We start from the raw sequence: 20441 nt of genomic DNA on the forward strand, positions 1-20441 counted from the left end.
TTGTTTCTCTTCATTTTTAATTGGCTCAAGTTTATCTTGATTAAATTGAAGTTGTACCTCATGTGTTTGCTTATAGTTTCTTGATGCCATTTCGATAAATACTTTTATATTTAACTTCTTAGATAAATCATCTACTTCAAATTCTACTATTCTTGTATCTTTTTCTTTATCTTCACTCACTACTTTTGCATCAGCAAATGCGCCGTCTTTTTCCGTTTGGAAATTTTTAATTAATGAACTACTTGTTAGTGTTACAATTGCTTTTTTCTTACCGTTTTCTACTTTTAATACTCCTGGATTTACCATGTAAGTATTCATCTTAGATTCTTCATCTGTTTGATTTTTTAACACTTTAAATGGAATACTGTACTCTCCATCTTTAATTGTGTTAGAATTTGGTTGTTGATCTGGGTCAGGCTTTTGGTCGGGCTTCTGACTTGGATCCGGTTTTTCATTTGGATCTGGCTTATTTGCTGGATCCTCTTTTTCATTTGGTTTTTCTACATGAATCGGTGTAATACTGTTTTGATCAAATGCAATACGCACATCATAATCATGATGATAATTTAAAAAGTCTATGTCTACTTTTACTTTCGCATTTAATACTTTCTCTACATCGTCTACTTCAAATTCTACTACTCTTGTATCTTTTTCTTTATCTTCACTCATTACATTTGTCGCAACAAATTGGCCATTTTTTTCTGTTTCAAACTTCGTAATCCATGAACTATGTTCTAACGTAAAGGATACCTTCTTCTTCCCATCCTTCACTTTTAAAGTTCCTGGACTTACAGAGTATTGATTCATCATAGATTCTTCATCTGATGTGTCCTTAAGAACTTTGAAACCAATTGAATATTCACCATCGGCTAGTTTAGTAGCTGCTTGAACAGCAAGTGGTTGTAATGTTGATACGAATGTAAATATCATTAAGCACATCGCAACAACAATTTTAAGATATCTATTCAATGGAATAACGCTCCTTTATTTAGTTTTGACGTACTCTACGAATTAAGAAAACACCTGAAATAAGAATTAGCGCTGCAAATAATCCTATGCGTGCTTCATCGCCTGTTTTTGGGTTATCTGTTTTTTCAGCTTTACTACTTTCATTTGTTCCTTTGTTCGCCTCTTTATTTGCTTCTTTACTCTCTTCTTTCTTCACTTCTTCTTTTGCTTTTGTATCTGTTTTTGTTTGATCATTATTCTTTGTTGCAGCAGTTGCTTTATTTTCTCCACCTACCGCTTTTACATTTGCATCAAACGCAAAGCGAATTGTGTAGTGATGGTCATAGTTTACGTTTGGTACAACAACATGAATTTTTACAGCTGCTGGTTTAGATAAATCATCTATTTTAAACTCTACAGTTCTTTTATCTGCTGCTTCATCTTTACTAACAACTTTTGCATCAACAAAATTCCCATTCTCAGGTGCTTTAAATTCTGTAATCCAAGCACTATGATTCATCGGAATTTGTACTCTCATTTCGCCATTTTTCACAACTAGCTTAGCTGGTTTCTCAAAATAATCATTTGCCATAGATGCTGAAGCATTTTCCGCTTTTTGAATGACATAGTTAATATCATACGTACCGTCAGCTAGTTGTGCTGAAACTTTCCCATATGGCATGACAAGAAAAGCTAGCATACATACGAACGTTATAATAAAAGCGGGTAATACAGAAATCTTTTTCATTTGGCTTACTTCCTCCTTGTTTATCCTTCATCCATACTTCCTTGAAAATGATAATTATTCTCAATTTATGAGAAAAAAATAATAATTCTCTATCATTATTTACTTGTAATTTGTTTATGTAGCATAGATATTATTGATTATCATTCTCATTAAGTGTTAAAAATAATATCCCTCTCTATTCCTTATAAAGAGCGATTCGCATTTTAACATAAGTCTCTATTCCTTTTGTTGATTATCATTCTCAATGAAGCTCAAAAAAAATAAAACTCCCTATTTTCCTACTCTATCACCTCTATCTACAAAAATGATATCGTTATAGAAAACTTTATACCTTTCACTCCTCACTTCCTTCCAATATTTCCACAACTAAGTCAATCTTAGCCTACTCATAATTTTTTTGTCAACTATATTACGTATAAAATTTTAAATATCTAAATTTCTCTATATACGGCTTTTTCTACAAAAAAAGAGGCTTTCTTTCATAGAAAGCCTCTTTTCACTATTTTTCTACAGCAACTTCTTGCTTTTGAAACAAAGAAATAACATATCCAATTACAATACCTACTAGAGCAGGAACTAACCAACCAATCCCTACACTATATAATGGAACCTTATTTAAAATAGGTGCTAATGCCGCAATTTGAAGGTTTGCATTGTGCAATCCATCAAAGAAGCTGATCATGAACGCTCCTACAATACCACCTACATACATTACTAAAGGAAGACGAATATAGTTTTCAACAAGTGATAATACAATTAGCACGATACCAATTGGGTAAATGGCAATTAAAATCGGTAATGCTAATGCATTTAACTGAGTTAACCCAAGATTCGCTACCATAAATGCTAATACACAGAAAATGAAAACGACTTTTTGATAAGAAAGCTTTGGTAATAAGGAAGAAAAATAATCACCACAAGCTGCAACAATACCTACAGAAGTTGTTAAACATGCTGCTGTAATTGCGATTCCTAGTAATAGAGTTCCGTAGCTACCAAATAAATGAGTTACAACGTTTGTTAAAATAATTCCTCCGTTTGCTCCCATTCCAAGTGACACACTAGAAGCTCCAAGGTAAGCAAGCGCTAAATAAACTAGAAGTAATCCAAGTGCTGCAATAAATCCTGCAAAGATTGTTACTTTTGCAATGCTGTTCTTATTTGTAACACCTTTTTCTTTTAAAGCATGAATGACAACATTACCGAAAACAAGTGCTGCAAGTCCATCTAAAGTTAAATATCCATCAATAAAACCTTTAAAGAGCGGAGCACTATATGCTTCTGTCGGTGCGCCAAATTCCCCAATTGGTGTAATAAGTGCTTTCACTACGATAATTGCAATAACAGCTAATAAAATTGGAGTTAATACTTTACCAATGCGGCCCACTAATTTTGATGGATTTAAAGCTAAATAGAAAGTTACAGCAAAGAAAATAAATGTAAAGATAACAAGTGGATACGATTGACTAGCTATCTCACTTGGTAAAAACGGTGCCATACTCATTTCATAAGCAACAGTTCCTGTACGTGGAACACTTACGAATACGCCTAAACATAAATAAATTGCAGTGATAAAAACTAGTGCGAATACAGGGTGTACACGCCCGGCTAACTCATTAATATCTCCCTTTAGAGCTATAACGATAACTCCTAATAAAGGCAAGCCAACACCTGTTACGATAAAACCAAACAACGCAATCCATACATCTGTTCCAGCACCTTGCCCTAAAGCCGGCGGGAAAATCATATTACCTGCACCGAAAAATAGTGCAAATAACATTAAACTTATTGCAAACATCTCAGAAAACTTTAAAGATGATTTCATTTCTACTAACCTCCTAAATAATTAATTAACAAAATATTCTGAATTAAAATCCGTCACATATCCTCTTTCAAGCATACTTCCCCGTAAAAGAACGCAAAAAACACCCGTCCCTAACAAAGGGACGAGTGTTGAAATCGTGGTTCCACCCTTATTCTAATAAAATGAATTTATAACAAAATAAGCTCATTTTATAGCTCGTGTAAATTGATAACGGTTTTATCCGCCAAGAATTACAATGCATCATGCAGTTCACTCTTGAAGTTTAGAGGTGGTAAGTTTGTCTGTCCGTATTAGGAAGCTCACAGCCTAGGCTTCCCTCTCTGAGAATCGTAAAAAACAACTCATGTCCTCATCATTACTTTTATAAAATATCTTGTCGAAACTTGTTGTTTTTTTATTATATGGGCTACTTTTAAAAAAATCAATAGTTTTATTTTTTCTGACAAAAAAATATAGGGAGAAAATTTCCCCTCCCTATAACTGTCCTATTAATATTTCTAATTCTTCAGCTGTAATATCCCGCCACTTTCCAGATTCCAGTCCATTTAGCTCTATATTCATAATACGAACTCGCTTTAGCTTCGTTACAGTAAACCCGAAAGCACGGCTCATTCTACGAATTTGTCTGTTCATTCCTTGCGTTAAAATGATTCGAAATGTAGACTGATCCACTCTCGTCACTTTACATGGCTTCGTCATTCCATCTTTAATCTTTACACCGCTGGACATCTCATCAATAAACCAATCTGTAAACGGCTTATCTACCGTAACGATATATTCTTTCTCGTGCTCATGATTTCCGTGTAAAATTTGATTTGCAATCCCGCCGTCATTCGTTAATAAAATAAGGCCTTCCGACGCTTTATCTAATCGCCCAACAGGAAAAATACGCTCTGGGTAATTAATATACTCAATAATATTATCTTCAATATGATCGGCTGCTGTGCAAGTAATACCAACTGGTTTATGAAAAGCGATATACACCTTTTCTTTCTCTTCCTTTGCAATAACTTGTCCATCAATCGTTACAACATCACCATCATTAACAATTGCCCCGTGAGTACAAATTTCACCGTTAATTGCAGCTCGTCCTGCTTTAATAAGGCGATCTGTTTCACGTCTTGAGCAAGATTTTGCTTCACTTATGTATTGGTTGATTTTCATGTTTTATTCCTTTTCACATATATTAAAAGCGTCAATCTATGGCAATATCATTATGCCACGATTGACGCTCGTTTACTTTGCAAAAACAACTAAATAAATAACCCCAATCACCAAAAATATTCCGCAACAAGCTAACAATACTTTTGCAAGTTTGTCCATAAACATATAATGGTTTCCCCTTTGTTTCGTTGTTTTCTATTTTAATTCGACAACTGTTACGCCTAGGCCTCCCTCGCCCATGTCACCGTAACGGAAGTTTTTCACACCGCGGTGCTTCTTCAAGTAATCTTGTACACCTTGGCGAAGTGCTCCTGTTCCTTTACCGTGAATGATTGATACGCGAGGATAGCTTGCGAGCTGGGCATCGTCTAAATATTTCTCGACGCGCGCCATTGCATTTTCAAATCGTTCCCCACGAAGGTCAAGTTCTAATGAAACGTGGTAGTCTCTACCTTTTACTGTTGCAACTGCTTTTTTCTCTGTTTGCTTTGGCGTATTAATGTATTCCATGTTAGACTCTTTTACTTTCATCTTTAGAATACCGATTTGTACGCTCCACTCTGTATCACTTACTTTTTCAAGTAGTTGGCCTTTTTGACCGAATGTTAATACTTTTACTTCATCACCTGCACGTAACTGTTGTTTCGGCGCAGTGTTTTTCACGTTTACTTTTTGTTTCTTCACAAGCTCTGGCGCTGCGCCTTCTAGACGGCTCTTCGCTTCAATTAGCTCATGATCTTTCACGTTTGCAAGCTGTGCTTTACGCAATTGACGAAGTTCTTGAATAATGCCTTCTGCTTCTTTCTTTGCAGCTTCGACTTTTTCTTCACCTTCTTTTTGCGCTTTTAATAATCGTTCATCACGATCTTCGTTAAATTCAATGATTTGACGTTGTAAATCGCGATGAAGTTTTTCAGATTGCTTGCGAAGTGCTTCTGCTTCGTTCCAGTCACGCTCTGCGTTCTTTTGACTTTCTTCTAACTTCGCAATCATATTTTCAATTTTGTTTGTATCTGTACTAATGTGATTACGAGCTTGATCAATCACGCGATCAGATAGCCCAAGGCGTTTTGAAATTTCGAAGGCATTACTACGTCCTGGTACACCAATTAATAATTTATACGTTGGGCTTAACGTGTTCACGTCGAACTCAACGCTCGCATTAATAACTTGTTCGCGGTTATATCCGTATGCTTTTAATTCTGGGTAATGCGTCGTAGCAACAACGCGAGCACCGCGATTACATACTTCATCTAAAATTGAAATTGCTAGTGCAGCCCCTTCTTGTGGGTCTGTTCCAGCACCTAATTCATCGAATAAAACTAAGCTTTCGAAATCAGCTTTTTCTAAAATATCAACAATGTTCACCATATGTGAGGAGAACGTACTTAAACTTTGTTCAATCGATTGCTCATCACCGATATCAGCAAAGATATTTTTAAATACACAAATCTCTGACTCGTCCATTACTGGAATGTGAAGACCAGATTGCGCCATTAATACACAAATACCAACTGTTTTCAGCGTAACTGTTTTACCACCTGTATTCGGTCCTGTAATAACAATTGTCGTGAAATCTTTCCCCAACATAATATTATTTGGCACGATAATTTCTGGATCAATAAGCGGATGACGCGCTTGTCTTAAGTCCATATAACGCTCGTTATTTACGATTGGCTTCGTCGCTTTAATACGCTTCGCATAGAAAGCTTTCGCAAAGATGAAGTCAAGATTCGCAACTACTTCTACGTTAGATAAAACGATATCCGCTTCTACTGCCACTTCTTCTGTTAACATCAATAAGATACGTTCAATTTCTTGTTTTTCTTTCACTCGTGCTTCTTGAAGCGCGTTATTTAACTCTACAATGACTTGCGGTTCAATAAATAGCGTTTGCCCAGAAGCTGATTGATCGTGAACAATACCGCCATATACGCCGCGGTATTCTTGTTTTACTGGGATTACGTAACGTTCGTTACGAATCGTTACAATCGAGTCAGATAGCATCTTTTGTGCGTTTGAAGAACGCGTCATGTTTTCTAACTTCTCACGAATGCGACTTTCCGCAGTACGAATTTGAGTACGAATACCACGCAGTTTATCACTTGCGCTATCGACTACTTCACCGCCATCACCGATGCAATTTGTAATTTTCTTTTCTAAATCATATAAAGATACAATTTGAGCGACATGCTTTTCTAAAATTGGAAGCTCGACACCATTATCAACCATATCTTCAATGAAACGTTTCATATTACGACTACCATACATCGTATTCGCGATATCAAGCAGTTCATTTGGGCTTAACATACTTCCAATCTTTGCACGCTTCACATTTGAGCGAATATCCGTAATACCACCTAATGGTGCACTACCTTTTAAACGAATGACTTTCGCTGCTTCATCCGTTGTATCTTGCATTTCTACAATTTCTTCAAAATCAGTGCTCGGCACTAAATGCTTCACTTTGTCACGACCAAGTGAAGAAGCTGTATGTTCAAGTAATTGTTCTTTTACTTTATTGTATTCTAATACACGCAACGTTCTTTCTAACATGTTGCAGGTCCCCCTTGTGTTACTTATTACGTTTAATATAGTCTAATAAACGTTCAATATCCCACGTGTTAATCACGTTATCTTTTTGAATCCAACCTTTACGTGCTGCCGCTACACCTGTTTCCATATCTTCTAGCATTTCAAGCGTATGAGCATCCGTATTAATCGCTACTTTTACCCCAGCATCTTGTGCTTGTTTTAATAATTTCGCACTTAAATCTAGACGATTTGGATTCGCATTTAATTCTAAAACTGTATTTGTTTCTTTTGCGAGTTCAATTAATAAATCCGTATCTACATCATATCCCTCACGGCGTCCAAGAAGACGTCCTGTCGGATGAGCAATCATTGTGACATGCTTATTCTCTAACGCAGCGCGAAGACGTTTCATAATCGTCTCACGGTCTTGCGAGAAGCTAGAGTGAATCGCTCCAATGACATAATCTAATTCTGCTAATACTTCATCATCAAAATCAAGCGAGGCATCTGGTAAAATGTCCATTTCAATTCCGCGTAAAATTGTAATGTCTGGATACTTTTCATTCATGCGTTCAATTTCTTTCGCTTGTTCACGAAGACGCTCTTTCGTTAAACCATTCGCCACTTTCAAGTATTGTGAGTGATCAGTAATTGCCATAAACTTATATCCACGAGCACGGCACGCCTGTACCATCTCTTCAATTGAAAAGGCACCGTCACTCCATGTGGTATGCATATGTAAATCACCTTGTATATCAGAGAACTGAATTAAGTTTGGATACTCTTTAATTAACTCAATTTCTTTTCCATCTTCACGCACTTCTGGCGGGATAAATGGAAGACCGAAATGAGCAAAGAATTCCTCTTCTGTTTCAAATGTCTTCACTTCGCCTGTTTCTAAGTTTTCTACACCGTACTCACTAATTTTCTCGCCTCTATCTTTCGCGATTTGACGCATTTTTACGTTATGGTCTTTTGATCCTGTGAAATGGTGAAGGGTTGTAATAAATTCTTCTGGTTTTACTAAACGGAAATCGATTGAAATATCATATTCATACTGAAGACGAACAGAAACTTTCGTATCTCCACTTGCGATTACTTCGATCATATTATCAAATTGCAGTAAATGCTCACGTACTGTAGCTGGTTCTGTCGTCACAATAATGAAATCTAAATCTTTCACTGTCTCGCGAACACGGCGCAAACTACCAGCGCGAGAGAAACGAATTACTTCCGCAATATTCGACAATTTCTCCTCTATTTCCCCGGCAATAGGCAATACCATCGCGATTGGTAAACGCTCTGGACGAGTTCCTACTTGATCGATTGCTTCTAATATTTTCTCTTCTGTCTTCTTACCAAAACCTGCTAAAGCTTGTACTTTATTTTCCTCACAAACCGCTTTTAGCGATTCCATATCAACAACACCAAGTTCTTTATATAACTTAGCTACCTTTTTACCACCAAGGCCTGGCAATTTTAATAATGGTAATAAGCTACTTGGCACTTCTTGTTCAAGCTCTTGTAACACTTCAGATGTTCCCGATTCTATATATTCTTGAATAACTGCTGCTGTTCCTTTTCCAATGCCGGGAATCTTCGTGAAATCTTCAATCTCAGAAAGACTGCGATCATCACTTTCTAATGCTGCTGCCGCTTTACGAAATGCAGATATTTTAAATGGATTCGCGCCCTTTAATTCCATAAACAGGCCGATTGTCTCTAATAATTTAATAACTTGTTTTTTATTTACTTTCATCATTGCCCCGCCTTTCTTTCATAGAAAAAAACTCCTCTTTCCGAAAAAAGAGAAGTTATACTCTGCTACCTGTCTGCCATAGTTCCTTCACCTTTTCAGAAAGAATCGGTGTATCGTCTACAATTATTTTGCTGATTGATGATTTTTGTAATGGTGTTTGTAGTTGTTCAATCGGAAGAATGTTTCCAACGATAATTAAAACAAACAAAATAATATACACTTCTAAAAATCCGAGGATTGCCCCCGCAAACGCATTGACTTGCTTTAAAACCGGTATTTCTGCAAACATATTTAACAAATTACCAAGTAATGAAAGGGCGATTTTTGTAATAATAAATAATACGATAAACGCAAGTGCTTGATAAAATACTGTTTCAATATTATTTGCATCAATCCATTCTGGAACAGATACATTTTTATCAAATGGATACGGAATAAATTTCGCAAGTGCTGGCGCTAAATCTTTACAGTACCAGTATGCAACAAGGTATGCGATAATAAAGCTTGTTAACTTTACAAGTTGCAAGATAAACCCTCTGCGTAAGCCGAGGAAAAATCCCATAACAAGCAGTAAAATGATAATAATATCAATCATGTTATTCCATTCCTTTTTTTGTCATACTTTCTTTCAATTTCTCATGTTCTTCTTTTAATTTTATGTAATCGTGTATGACGTTTACCGCCGTCAATACCGCTAATCTACTCGTGTCAAGCGAAGGATTCTTGGCATTGAGTTCGCGCATTTTATCATCCACAATCGCTGCTACCATGCGGATATGACTTGTACTTTCATCGCCAACAACTGAATATTGTTGACCATAGATTTCTACATTAATTCGACTTTTCTTTCCCTTTTGTTGTGACAACTCACCGGCCTCCAATCACGTACAGAATCCTAAAGTTTATCATACCATGAACCATCATATTATGGAAACAGAAAGAACAATCCGATATGATAAAAATAACAATATAAAAAAAGGAGCGACCATCTTGTCAAATTCTATCGTAATACAAACAAGTTCTACAGTAATTGAAGACATGAAACAACAATATAAACAAGCGCTTAGCCCAAAAACCCCACAAGGCGGAATCTTCATGGCAAAGGTGCCATCTTGCACAATTACAGCTTATAAATCAGGAAAAGTAATGTTCCAAGGAGGTCGAGCTGAAGCGGAAGCTTCTCGTTGGCAATCTGTCTCTCAAACACCGAAAACAGCTGTAAAAAAATCTGTCGATTCACACCGTTATGCACCGCCCGCTTCCATCGGTACAATGTCTATCGTAGGGTCAGATGAAGTTGGTACTGGTGATTTCTTCGGACCGATGACAGTCGTTGCTGTATATGTGGACGCTAAGCAAATTCCACTTTTAAAAGAACTTGGTGTAAAAGACTCTAAAAACTTAAATGACGATCAAATTTCTGCCATTGCGAAAGAACTTTTACACGTTGTTCCTTACAGCTCTCTTGTCCTTCATAATGAAAAATATAACGAGCTATTTGATAAAGGAAACAACCAAGGTAAGTTAAAAGCTCTACTACATAATAAAGCTATTACAAACTTATTAGCAAAAATTGCACCTACAAAACCTGAAGGCGTCTTAATCGATCAATTCACACAACCTGATACATACTACAAATATTTAGCTAAACAAAAACAGGTACAGCGTGAAAATGTTTATTTCGCGACGAAAGGCGAAAGCGTCCATTTAGCAGTAGCTGCTGCCTCTATTTTAGCTCGTTACTCATTCGTAAAACAATTTGACGAACTAAGCAAAAAAGCTGGTATGCCACTTCCGAAAGGTGCTGGTAAACAAGTTGATATTGCAGCCGCTAAATTAATTCAAAAGCTTGGTAAAGAACGATTACCTGAGTTTGTGAAACTGCATTTCGCTAATACGGAGAAGGCGCTTCGCTTACTAAAATAGTATCGACAAAAACAGGAGCCTACAAACTCCTGTTTTTTGTTTCACCCTACTATTGTCCTTATAGTTTTGTTATAATTATAATATGCAGATTATTCTAACATAGGAGGAGATTCCTATTGCTACTTCTACAAATGATTCTAAATATTTTACTAGGCGATCCACACGAAAGACAGTTTGAAATTAGAGAAATATTCAGCTACTCAGTGAGCAACGAGAGTTCAACGATTTAATAGAGCGTTATGGCCGTTCTTTCTTATTAAACTTTCGAATTCGAAGATTTATCCCGCTTTAATGGGCAGTAAGCCCCCCACCTCAAAATGCAGCGAATGCAAAGAAGTTAGGTGGGGGTCGGGCTGCCCATAAAAGTCCGATTGGTGAGGGCTAATAATCAGTGGGGGGATGAACCACCCCCCACTGATTAAAGTTTCACTTTATCGGAAAACACGATGCCCGCTTGTTAATACATAATCCAGCAAAACTACAGCACTTCTGTGAGGAACTTGAATGTATGATTAGAAAAAGGAGGTTTTTCATATGAATGCTGTAAAAGTTAAAAAGTTATTATATGTTCTCGTACACCTCGTAGGCCCACTTTCTTACCTCACTATTTCTATCATTTGGGGAGCTTTTTTCACTACTAAATCCACATTCGAAAATATATCTGATAGTCTTGGTGTGATGGCCATCTATTACGTGTTCATGAGCTTCATGTGGTTTTTCTATTTAGATCGATTAGACAAAGATGTAGATAACATTACAAAAGAGATTAATGATAACAAGATGTAATACATAAAAAAGGAGAGTCGCCAAGACGCTCCTTTTTTTAAGTTAGCTTTGTTTCTGCTTCTTATTTGATGAAGATACTTTATACGAACCGGTTTCATGTGTCGTCGTTCCTTGTCCTTCTACTTCTGGAGAGCCAAGGCTTGATCTTGAATGATCTTTTTTCACTTTTTTACTCATTTATATTCACCCCTTCGCGTTACTTTTTGCTATGGGAGAATAAACTATACAAAATAAAAAGCGAGAGGAAATCCTCTCGCTTTTTTATATTTTAGAATTCAGAAGAACCTGGAGTTCTTGGGAATGGAATTACGTCACGGATGTTAGCCATACCAGTGATGTACATTAGGAAGCGCTCGAAACCTAGACCGAATCCAGCGTGTTTTGTACCGCCGTATTTTCTAAGTTCTAAGTACCACCAGTAGTCCTCTTCGTTCATACCTAATTCTTTAATTCTGTCTACTAAAACGTCCATTCTTTCTTCACGTTGACTTCCGCCGATTAATTCGCCGATGCCAGGAACTAGAAGGTCAGTAGCAGCTACTGTTTTACCGTCTTCATTTAAGCGCATGTAGAATGCTTTAATGTCTTTTGGATAGTCAGTTACGAATACAGGGCGTTTGAAGATCTCTTCTGATAAGTATCTTTCGTGCTCTGTTTGTAAGTCAATACCCCATTCTACTGGATATTTGAAGTCAGCACCTGACTCTTGAAGCACTTTAATTGCTTCTGTATATGTGATACGACCGAAGTCAGAGTTAATTACGTTGTTCATGCGCTCTAGAACTGTTTTATCAACGAAGCTGTTGAAGAATTCCATTTCTTCTGGTGCATGCTCTAATACGTATTTCATTGCGTATTTCAGCATATCTTCTGTAAGGTTCATTACGTCACCTAGTTCAGCGAATGCAATCTCAGGCTCAACCATCCAGAACTCAGCAGCGTGGCGAGTTGTGTTAGAGTTTTCTGCACGGAATGTAGGTCCGAATGTGTATACATCACGGAATGCTAATGCATAAGCTTCAGCGTTCAGCTGTCCACTTACTGTTAAGTTTGTTTCTTTGCCGAAGAAGTCTTTCGATTCATCAACTTGTCCGTCTTCGCCTTTTGGTACATTGTTTAAATCTTGCGTTGTTACGCGGAACATTTCGCCTGCACCTTCTGTATCACTACCAGTGATGATTGGTGTGTGAACATGTACGAATCCACGCTCTTGGAAGAATTGGTGAATCGCAAATGCTGCGATAGAACGTACGCGGAACGTTGCAGAGAATGCGTTTGTTCTTGGACGTAAGTGAGCAATTGTACGTAAGTATTCAAACGTGTGACGTTTCTTTTGAAGTGGGTAATCAGAATCTGATAAGCCCTCGATATCAATTTTTTCTGCTTTAATTTCAAATGGTTGCTTCGCTCCAGGCGTTGCAATTACTTTACCTTCTACTTTAACTGAAGAGCTAAGTGGAAGTTTTGCAATTTCTTTGAAGTTTTCTAACTCTGTATCGAAAACGATTTGAACGCTTTTGAAGAAGCTACCGTCGTTTAATTCGATGAAACCAAATGCTTTTGAATCACGTAAGTTACGAATCCACCCTGATACTTGTACTGTTTGACCTGCGTATTTATCTGTATCTCTATACAGACTTTTTACTAATGTGTTTTCCATAGTGAAATTCTCCTTTGCTCATATATTTAAATACAAAAAAACCTTTCATCCATAAAGGGACGAAAGGTTAAACTTCGCGGTACCACCCAATTTGTCATAAAGACCAACTTTAACTCGTATGTAATACATACTTCCCGGTTTGTAACAGGCCGGATTCCCGTCTAAGTCTACTCTTGAATACAAGATTCAATTTCGGTTAGCAACTCCAAGGTGTTCTTCACATATACCGCCTCATCAGGCTCTCACCGTCCCTGATTCGCTTTGGATTATAGTATATACTACTTTTCCTTATCATCGTCTTTCATTTTGTTAAACTAAAATTAATGTACTACATTCGAGAGAAAGATGCAAGATGCCAAAAAATATATCAGCGATTTTTGTAATATATCGACTTACCAACATTTTTCGACAATCGTGCCACAAAAAAATTGCCGGACTTAATCCGGCAATTTTTTATTACTTACGTAACTCCGCACCAAATTTCTCTTCTACCGTTGTTAATACACGGTTATGTGCTTCTGTTACTTCTTCGTCTGTTAACGTACGTTCTGCATCGAAGTAAGTCATAGAGAATGCAAGTGATTTCTTGCCTTCTTCCATTTTTTCACCTTCGTATAAGTCGAATAGCGTTACGTCTTTCAGAAGTTCTCCACCAGCTTCAGTAATAACTTGCTTCATTTCGCCAGCTTTTGTTTCTTTCGTTACGACAACAGCCATATCACGCGTCATAGATGGGAAACGTGGAATTGCTGCGTAGTAAGTTTCTTCTGCGTCTGCACCGAATACTTTTACAAGAGATAGTTCGAATACGAATGTATTTTTCACATCTAATTGTTTTTCTGCTTCTGGGTGCAATTGACCGATGAAACCAATTACTTCGCCATCTAATACGATGTCAGCTGTACGACCTGGGTGCATACCTTCACGTTTTGCTGGTGCATAAGTGATTTGTTTCGAAACGCCAAGTACGTCAAATAATCCTTCTAGTACACCTTTCACTACGAAGAAGTCTACTATTTTTTTCTCACCTTGCCATGCATGGTGAAGAGCAAGACCTGTCATAACACCTGCAAGATGTTGTTCTTCTTTCGGAAGTTCTCCTGCTTCTGTCGGTAAGAAGATAGAGCCTACTTCGTATAAAGCAACGCTATCGTTTTTACGTGCAACGTTGTATGAAACTGCTTCTAACAATTGTGGCACTAAGCTTAAACGAAGTTGGCTGCGCTCTTCACTCATTGGAAGTGCAAGATTTACAGGCGCCTTTTCGTTTGGCTCAACCATATATTGTTTTGCTTTGTCAGCGCTTGTTAATGAATACGTGATTGCTTCATATAAACCAGCACCTTCTAAGAAGCGACGTACTTTACGACGTTTCGTTTGTGCCGATGTTAATTTACCACGAGTCATCGTTCCAGAAGGTAATGTAACTGGAATGTGGTCATAACCGTATAGGCGACCCACTTCTTCTACTAAGTCTTCTGAAATTGTAATATCAGGGCGACGTGCTGGTACATTCACATGGAATGTTCCTTCTACTTCTGTGAATGGGAATTTTAAGTTTGTGAACATTGTACCCATTTCACTTGCAGAAATATTTGTACCTAATACACGGTTTACTTTTTCAGCAGTAACAGATACTGTACGCTCTTGTACTTGTAAGTTATCAGCTTCTACTACACCTTCAAGTGCTTCTCCGCCAGCGTATTTCGCCATTAAAGCAGCTGCGTGTTGAATTGCTTCAAACGTACGTGTTGGATCGATTCCTTTTTCGAAACGTGCACTTGATTCACTGCGAAGACCTAAGTCTTTTGATGTACGGCGCACTGTTTGACCTGCAAAATATGCAGACTCGATTAAAACGTTCACCGTCTCATTTGTAACTTCAGAATCCGCTCCGCCCATTACACCAGCAACAGCTAAAGCTTTTGTTCCGTTTGTAATTACAAGATGATGGTCTTGTAAGGTACGCTCTTGATCATCTAACGTTTCAATTTTTTCGCCTTCTTTTGCAAGACGAACAACGATTTCTTTTGAACCTAATTTATCGTAATCAAATGCATGTAACGGTTGACCGTATTCCATTAGAATGTAGTTTGTAATATCAACTACGTTGCTAATTGGACGAATGCCAGCTGCCATAAGGCGAGTTTGCATCCACATTGGTGATGGACCAATCTTTACGTTTTTTACCATTTTTGCAATGTATAATGGATTTTCTTCTTTCGCTTCTACACTTACAGAAATGTAATCAGCAGTTTTTTCTGCTGTTTCTTGTAAGTCGATAGCTGGAAGTTTTACTTCACGGCCGTAAATAGCAGCTACTTCATATGCAACACCTAACATGTTTAAGCAATCTGCACGGTTTGGTGTTAAACCAAGCTCAAGTACTTCATCATGTAAGTTTAAAATTTCAAGTGCATCTGCACCAACTTCAGCGTCACTTGGGAAGATGAAGATACCGTCTGCGTATTCTTTCGCAACTAGTTTCCCATCAATACCAAGCTCTTGAAGAGCACAAACCATACCGTGAGAAGCTTCACCACGTAGTTTTGCTTTTTTAATTTTGAAGTTGCCAGGAAGTACAGCTCCAACTTTTGCAACTGGTACTTTTAAACCTTTTGCAATGTTAGCAGCTCCACAAATAATTTGAACTGGCTCTTCTTCACCGATATCGATTAAGCATTTGCTTAATTTATCAGCTTCTGGGTGTTTTTCACATTCTAATACGTGACCAACTACAACACCTTTTACACCTTTATTTAATACTTCAACACCTTCTACTTCAATACCACTTTTCGTGATTTTGTCTGCTAGTTCTTGTGCTGTTACATCTTTAATATCTACATACTCTTGTAACCAACGATATGATACGAACATACTTATCCTCTCCTTCCCTTAAGCTCGTTTGAATTGTTGTAAGAAACGTACATCATTTGTATAGAAATGACGAATGTCATCTACGCCGTATTTCAACATTGCGATACGCTCTGCGCCCATACCGAATGCGAAACCTTGATATTCTTTTGAATCATAACCAGCCATTTCAAGTACGTTCGGGTGAACCATACCTGCGCCTAAAATTTCGATCCAACCAGTTCCTTTACAAGTGCCGCAACCTTTGCCGTGACACATCATACAAGAAATATCCATCTCTACAGACGGCTCAGTGAATGGGAAGAAACTTGGACGAAGACGGATTTCACGATCTTCACCGAACATCTTTTTCACGAATACTTGCAGTGTACCTTTTAAGTCACTCATGCGAATATTTTTATCAATTACAAGACCTTCAATTTGCATGAACTGGTGTGAATGAGTCGCATCATCGTCATCGCGGCGATACACTTTACCAGGACAAATAATTTTGATCGGGCCTTTTTCTTTATTGTTTTCCATTGTACGTGCTTGCACAGAAGATGTATGTGTACGTAGTAATGTTTCTTCTGTAATGTAGAATGTATCTTGCATATCACGCGCTGGGTGATCTTTCGGTAAGTTTAATGCTTCGAAGTTGTAATAATCTTTTTCTACTTCTGTTCCTTCAGCTACTTCATAACCCATACCGATGAATACATCTTCAATTTGTTCAACAACAGCTGTTAACGGATGGTGACAACCTGTTTCAACAGGGCGACCTGGTAATGTAACATCAATTGTTTCAGTAGCTAATTTCGCTTCAATTACTGCTTTTTCTAAGTTACTGATTTTGTCGTCTAAACGCGTTTGGATCGCTTCACGTACTTCATTTACTAATGCTCCCATACGTGGACGCTCTTCTGCTGATAATTTCCCCATGCCGCGTAATACTTCTGTAATTGGGCCTTTTTTTCCTAAATACGCTACGCGTACGTCGTTTAAGCCTTTTAGCTCTTTCGCTTCTTCAATAAGCTCTAACGCTTTTTGTTTTAGCTCTTTTAAACGTGCTTCCATTTGGAACCCTCCTAATTTTAAAAATAAAAAAACCTCGCTCCCAAAAAGGGACGAGGTAAATTCGCGGTACCACCCTAAATTGACAGAACAAGTCTGCCCACTCATTAGTTATAACGATCAATTCTGACCGGAACGCCTTTACATATATATGGTCCTGGCGTCAACTCCAGAGGTGAATTCACTTCCGTCTACCATAAGAATGCTTTCAGTCTAAGGCATTCTCTCCCTATATGGCGATTTTGTAAGTTACTCTTCTCTATCAACGTTTTTCGTTATTTAACTTTTAATATAATATACTTCAACTTATTATAAGAAGTTTTTTATTTGTTCGCAACTGGGCTTTGCAAATAATACGTTAAAATCCCTGCTGCAACCGCAACATTTAATGATTCTGCCCCGCCGTAAATCGGAATATACAAGTTTTGATCCGTTTTCGCAAGAATTTCTTGGCTTACGCCATTTCCTTCATTTCCTACAATTAATGCAAAACTACCGGCTGGTGTTACTTCACCATACGGAACTCCATTTTCAAGTGCTGTTCCATATACAGGAACGTTATGTTCTTTTAACTTGTCTACCCATTCTTCTAAGTTACCTTTTACAACTGGCAAATGGAAAATAGAACCTTGTGTAGAGCGAAGTACTTTACTATTATATGCATCAACGCATCCTTCTCCAAGCACAACGGCATGAATACCAGCTGCATCAGCTGTACGAATAATTGTCCCTAAGTTACCTGGGTCTTGCAGGCCGTCTAATAAAAGAAACTTCCCATCAGCAAGAGCTACTTCCTTCTCATGCTTTTCACAAACAGCAAATACACCTTGCGTCGTTTCTGTTTCACGAAGTACTTTTACGATAGCTTCAGGTACGATATACATTTCTACATCATTAACTGTCCAATCTTTCGGAAGGTCTGTCTGATCTGAAACGATAAGTTCCGTTACAATTCCTGCCTTTAAAGCTTCCTCCACTAAGTGGAATCCTTCTACAAAAAATAAACCTTTTTTATCACGCTCTTTTTTCGTTTGCAGCTTTTTCCACTGCTTCACACGCGGATTTTGTACTGAATCAATGTTTTTCATAATATGTATTTCCCTCTCTTCTTGTCTTATCATTATAGCCTATTTTTCATACATATTTACATAAAAAAGAACAAAAACTAACGTCAGTTTCAATTCTGAAGAAGAGGTGAAAAGAATGAGTTTTAATTTACGCGGTGCTGTATTAGCGAATGTATCTGGAAATTCACAAGATCAATTACAAGAAACAATTGTCGATGCCATTCAAAGCGGTGAAGAAAAAATGCTGCCAGGTCTTGGTGTTTTATTTGAAGTCATTTGGAAAAACGCTGATGAAAATGAAAAGCACGAAATGTTAGAAACACTAGAGCAAGGATTAAAAAAATAAGCAATTTGAAAATCACCTTTGCATAGGCCAAGGTGATTTTTTTACGGAAAAAATTTTTTCTTCTCCTAAACATTTCTACTTTACTAACGCTACCCGTATGGAGTACAATGTTCAAAATACATTTAAACCGATCGATTTTCTTCACAGACACCATTAGATAAAAGGAGTGAATGTTTTATGCACCGTATTACGCTTGAACAAATTTTTAAACACCATATTACACAAAAATACGTAAATCGTTCTGGGATGGTCCACGCGATTGCTGTCGCTTACCATGCGTTTCACTTAGCTAAAAAGCATCACGCCTCAGTCGATGCTGCTACAAAAGCTGGTTTCCTTCATGATATCGGACATCATACGTGGTACACAGGCGGCGAATGGGACTATGATTTATACAAAAAGAATGATATACACGCAATTAAAGGAGCAGAACGAGCTCATAAATTGCTTATTAGATTAGGAGAACATCCGAAACTAGCAAAAGAAATTTCTATCGCAATTCTTCTTCATACAGATTCTTTCTTAGTACAACAAGAAATTGAAAGAACATCTCTTCAAAACATTATTAAATGGGCAGACGAAGCAGATGAAGAACCGGGCGGAGCGCACCATTATAGAACAATTTCTTATGAAAAAGCATTAAAAGCTATTCAGCAGTTAGATCGATTAGTAGAGCGTGAATTGCAAATAGAGCAATCAAAATCAAATAACAAGGCAGAACATAGTTATCAATGAGAAAGAGGCATCACTATAGGGTGATACCTCTTTTATTATTTTATGGAAAATACACCTTTATATGTAATATTTTAATATTACACTCGAAAATAAAATGCTTTATAATCAAATATACAAATATAAAGAGGTGATTTTACATATGCAACCCGCTACACAACTTCCTTATGAAAAAAAATACTCTATGTCATGGTTACAATTTCTTGGAGTTTTATTCATTCTCTTTCCATGTCTCTCATTAATAAATATAATTCTTACATTTTTACCTATTGAGTTATATGGATACATTAACCCAAATACAAATAAATTTTTGCTTAATTCCATAGAAAATGTAAGTTATGAATTAGTTGCCTTACTTTTACTAATTGCATTTATCACGAAATATAAACCACTGAAAGAACTAGTATTACCTATATTCGATTTTCGAGTTTTAAAATCTTTTCGGATGTACATCTATGTTCTCATTTATTATGTAATCACCTTGTTTGTAGATATGTTTGTGCTAGATAAATTATTCCCTTCATCCATACAAGAACAGTCTAATGCATTACAACTTTCAACACTAGAGCACTATCCACTTCTCTTACTTCTAGCTGGTGGAATTTTTGCGCCTATTTTTGAAGAACTTATATGCAGAGGTATTTTTCTTCGTTTTTTTGAAGAAAAGTTTACTTTTTGGCCAGCTGCAATTCTCTCCAGTTTACTTTTCGGTATTGCCCATACGTATTCTGTAGGAATTATGGTTAGTGCATTTGTGACTGGAATTTTCGCTTGTTTATTGTACAAACAAACTAAATCTATTATTCCAGCTATAATATTACATATTTTGACCAACATAATTGCTTTTTTACCTTAAGAGAGGTATCACAATACCTCTCTTTACTCTTTTATCACAATTATAAACTCTTCCGTTAACACTTTTAGACAAACCATTTGTACAGAACATCAATATAAAATTATTACTGTCTGTAAATAGTAGCTTCACCATATCTTTTTTACTACAATGATGACTTTTCTG

General features: G+C 37.0%; 18 protein-coding genes and 3 other annotated features. Of the genes, 5 read left to right on the forward strand and 13 right to left on the reverse strand.

Annotated elements, in window-relative coordinates:
- The 8 genes from AC3WVA_RS04180 to zapA form a co-directional block, all read right to left on the reverse strand.
- Positions 1-969, reverse strand: a 969-nt coding sequence (locus AC3WVA_RS04180) for an NEAT domain-containing protein (RefSeq protein ID WP_492321789.1), incomplete at its 3' end; no start/stop codon positions are given.
- A gap of 19 nt (positions 970-988) precedes the next feature.
- A complete protein-coding gene (gene isdC, locus AC3WVA_RS04185) occupies positions 989-1696 on the reverse strand; it encodes a heme uptake protein IsdC (protein ID WP_098521707.1) in 708 nt (235 codons plus the stop codon).
- Between the two features lie 499 nt (positions 1697-2195).
- Positions 2196-3521: a branched-chain amino acid transport system II carrier protein BrnQ6 gene (brnQ6, locus tag AC3WVA_RS04190; RefSeq protein WP_048531564.1), complete on the reverse strand. Its 1326-nt coding sequence runs from the start codon at positions 3519-3521 to the stop codon at positions 2196-2198.
- Between the two features lie 114 nt (positions 3522-3635).
- Positions 3636-3886: a binding site (T-box leader), on the reverse strand.
- A gap of 109 nt (positions 3887-3995) precedes the next feature.
- The gene (locus tag AC3WVA_RS04195) at positions 3996-4685 is read right to left on the reverse strand and encodes a 23S rRNA pseudouridine(2604) synthase RluF (protein ID WP_048531567.1); all 690 of its coding nucleotides are present in this window, start codon (positions 4683-4685) and stop codon (positions 3996-3998) included.
- 195 nt (positions 4686-4880) lie between these two features.
- Positions 4881-7241: an endonuclease MutS2 gene (locus tag AC3WVA_RS04200; protein WP_048531569.1), complete on the reverse strand. Its 2361-nt coding sequence runs from the start codon at positions 7239-7241 to the stop codon at positions 4881-4883.
- 19 nt (positions 7242-7260) lie between these two features.
- Entirely contained in the window at positions 7261-8979 is a 1719-nt protein-coding gene (polX, locus tag AC3WVA_RS04205) for a DNA polymerase/3'-5' exonuclease PolX (protein WP_492321790.1), read from the reverse strand.
- Positions 8980-9034: 55 nt separating this feature from the next.
- The gene (locus AC3WVA_RS04210; protein WP_048531573.1) at positions 9035-9574 is read right to left on the reverse strand and encodes a CvpA family protein; all 540 of its coding nucleotides are present in this window, start codon (positions 9572-9574) and stop codon (positions 9035-9037) included.
- Position 9575: 1 nt separating this feature from the next.
- A complete protein-coding gene (zapA, locus tag AC3WVA_RS04215; RefSeq protein WP_000082701.1) occupies positions 9576-9845 on the reverse strand; it encodes a cell division protein ZapA in 270 nt (89 codons plus the stop codon).
- A gap of 124 nt (positions 9846-9969) precedes the next feature.
- On the opposite strand from zapA, the gene rnhC reads away from it, so the two are divergent.
- A complete protein-coding gene (rnhC, locus tag AC3WVA_RS04220; protein WP_098521705.1) occupies positions 9970-10905 on the forward strand; it encodes a ribonuclease HIII in 936 nt (311 codons plus the stop codon).
- Between the two features lie 534 nt (positions 10906-11439).
- A complete protein-coding gene (locus AC3WVA_RS04225; protein ID WP_098520792.1) occupies positions 11440-11691 on the forward strand; it encodes a hypothetical protein in 252 nt (83 codons plus the stop codon).
- Positions 11692-11733: 42 nt separating this feature from the next.
- Here AC3WVA_RS04225 and AC3WVA_RS04230 read toward each other — a convergent pair whose 3' ends face one another.
- From AC3WVA_RS04230 to AC3WVA_RS04250, 5 genes are all read right to left on the reverse strand, one after another.
- Entirely contained in the window at positions 11734-11868 is a 135-nt protein-coding gene (locus AC3WVA_RS04230) for a YuzL family protein (protein WP_048531579.1), read from the reverse strand.
- 91 nt (positions 11869-11959) lie between these two features.
- Entirely contained in the window at positions 11960-13351 is a 1392-nt protein-coding gene (gene asnS / locus AC3WVA_RS04235; protein WP_048531582.1) for an asparagine--tRNA ligase, read from the reverse strand.
- A 52-nt stretch (positions 13352-13403) separates the two neighbouring features.
- Positions 13404-13655: a binding site (T-box leader), on the reverse strand.
- 152 nt (positions 13656-13807) lie between these two features.
- Complete coding sequence (gene pheT / locus AC3WVA_RS04240) at positions 13808-16228, reverse strand: phenylalanine--tRNA ligase subunit beta (RefSeq protein ID WP_098520793.1); 2421 nt, start codon at positions 16226-16228, stop codon at positions 13808-13810.
- A gap of 18 nt (positions 16229-16246) precedes the next feature.
- Positions 16247-17281: a phenylalanine--tRNA ligase subunit alpha gene (gene pheS / locus AC3WVA_RS04245; protein ID WP_000388219.1), complete on the reverse strand. Its 1035-nt coding sequence runs from the start codon at positions 17279-17281 to the stop codon at positions 16247-16249.
- A 43-nt stretch (positions 17282-17324) separates the two neighbouring features.
- Positions 17325-17553, reverse strand: a binding site (T-box leader).
- Between the two features lie 48 nt (positions 17554-17601).
- Positions 17602-18399 (reverse strand): TrmH family RNA methyltransferase, encoded by a 798-nt coding sequence (locus AC3WVA_RS04250; RefSeq protein ID WP_141539562.1) that lies wholly within the window; start codon positions 18397-18399, stop codon positions 17602-17604.
- Positions 18400-18481: 82 nt separating this feature from the next.
- Here AC3WVA_RS04250 and sspI point away from each other — a divergent pair, with 82 nt between their 5' ends.
- From sspI to AC3WVA_RS04265, 3 genes are all read left to right on the forward strand, one after another.
- Positions 18482-18691: a small acid-soluble spore protein SspI gene (gene sspI, locus AC3WVA_RS04255; protein ID WP_000009509.1), complete on the forward strand. Its 210-nt coding sequence runs from the start codon at positions 18482-18484 to the stop codon at positions 18689-18691.
- 177 nt (positions 18692-18868) lie between these two features.
- A complete protein-coding gene (locus AC3WVA_RS04260; protein WP_000554791.1) occupies positions 18869-19426 on the forward strand; it encodes an HD domain-containing protein in 558 nt (185 codons plus the stop codon).
- A 139-nt stretch (positions 19427-19565) separates the two neighbouring features.
- Positions 19566-20279 (forward strand): CPBP family intramembrane glutamic endopeptidase, encoded by a 714-nt coding sequence (locus AC3WVA_RS04265; protein ID WP_001182105.1) that lies wholly within the window; start codon positions 19566-19568, stop codon positions 20277-20279.
- The last annotated feature ends 162 nt before the right edge of the window (positions 20280-20441 follow it).

This window comes from Bacillus sp. EB106-04-02-XG92 (assembly GCF_058791995.1).

What these genes read in the sequence shown, in the direction of transcription:
- pheT (WP_098520793.1), bottom strand. Translation starts at nt 16,228, where the DNA reads ATGTTCGTATCATATCGTTGGTTACAAGAGTATGTAGATATTAAAGAT.
- pheS (WP_000388219.1), bottom strand. Translation starts at nt 17,281, where the DNA reads ATGGAAGCACGTTTAAAAGAGCTAAAACAAAAAGCGTTAGAGCTTATT.
- AC3WVA_RS04225 (WP_098520792.1), top strand. Translation starts at nt 11,440, where the DNA reads ATGAATGCTGTAAAAGTTAAAAAGTTATTATATGTTCTCGTACACCTC.
- AC3WVA_RS04260 (WP_000554791.1), top strand. Translation starts at nt 18,869, where the DNA reads ATGCACCGTATTACGCTTGAACAAATTTTTAAACACCATATTACACAA.
- AC3WVA_RS04230 (WP_048531579.1), bottom strand. Translation starts at nt 11,868, where the DNA reads ATGAGTAAAAAAGTGAAAAAAGATCATTCAAGATCAAGCCTTGGCTCT.
- asnS (WP_048531582.1), bottom strand. Translation starts at nt 13,351, where the DNA reads ATGGAAAACACATTAGTAAAAAGTCTGTATAGAGATACAGATAAATAC.
- brnQ6 (WP_048531564.1), bottom strand. Translation starts at nt 3,521, where the DNA reads ATGAAATCATCTTTAAAGTTTTCTGAGATGTTTGCAATAAGTTTAATG.
- isdC (WP_098521707.1), bottom strand. Translation starts at nt 1,696, where the DNA reads ATGAAAAAGATTTCTGTATTACCCGCTTTTATTATAACGTTCGTATGT.
- AC3WVA_RS04195 (WP_048531567.1), bottom strand. Translation starts at nt 4,685, where the DNA reads ATGAAAATCAACCAATACATAAGTGAAGCAAAATCTTGCTCAAGACGT.
- AC3WVA_RS04200 (WP_048531569.1), bottom strand. Translation starts at nt 7,241, where the DNA reads ATGTTAGAAAGAACGTTGCGTGTATTAGAATACAATAAAGTAAAAGAA.
- sspI (WP_000009509.1), top strand. Translation starts at nt 18,482, where the DNA reads ATGAGTTTTAATTTACGCGGTGCTGTATTAGCGAATGTATCTGGAAAT.
- AC3WVA_RS04210 (WP_048531573.1), bottom strand. Translation starts at nt 9,574, where the DNA reads ATGATTGATATTATTATCATTTTACTGCTTGTTATGGGATTTTTCCTC.
- AC3WVA_RS04265 (WP_001182105.1), top strand. Translation starts at nt 19,566, where the DNA reads ATGCAACCCGCTACACAACTTCCTTATGAAAAAAAATACTCTATGTCA.
- AC3WVA_RS04250 (WP_141539562.1), bottom strand. Translation starts at nt 18,399, where the DNA reads ATGATAAGACAAGAAGAGAGGGAAATACATATTATGAAAAACATTGAT.
- polX (WP_492321790.1), bottom strand. Translation starts at nt 8,979, where the DNA reads ATGAAAGTAAATAAAAAACAAGTTATTAAATTATTAGAGACAATCGGC.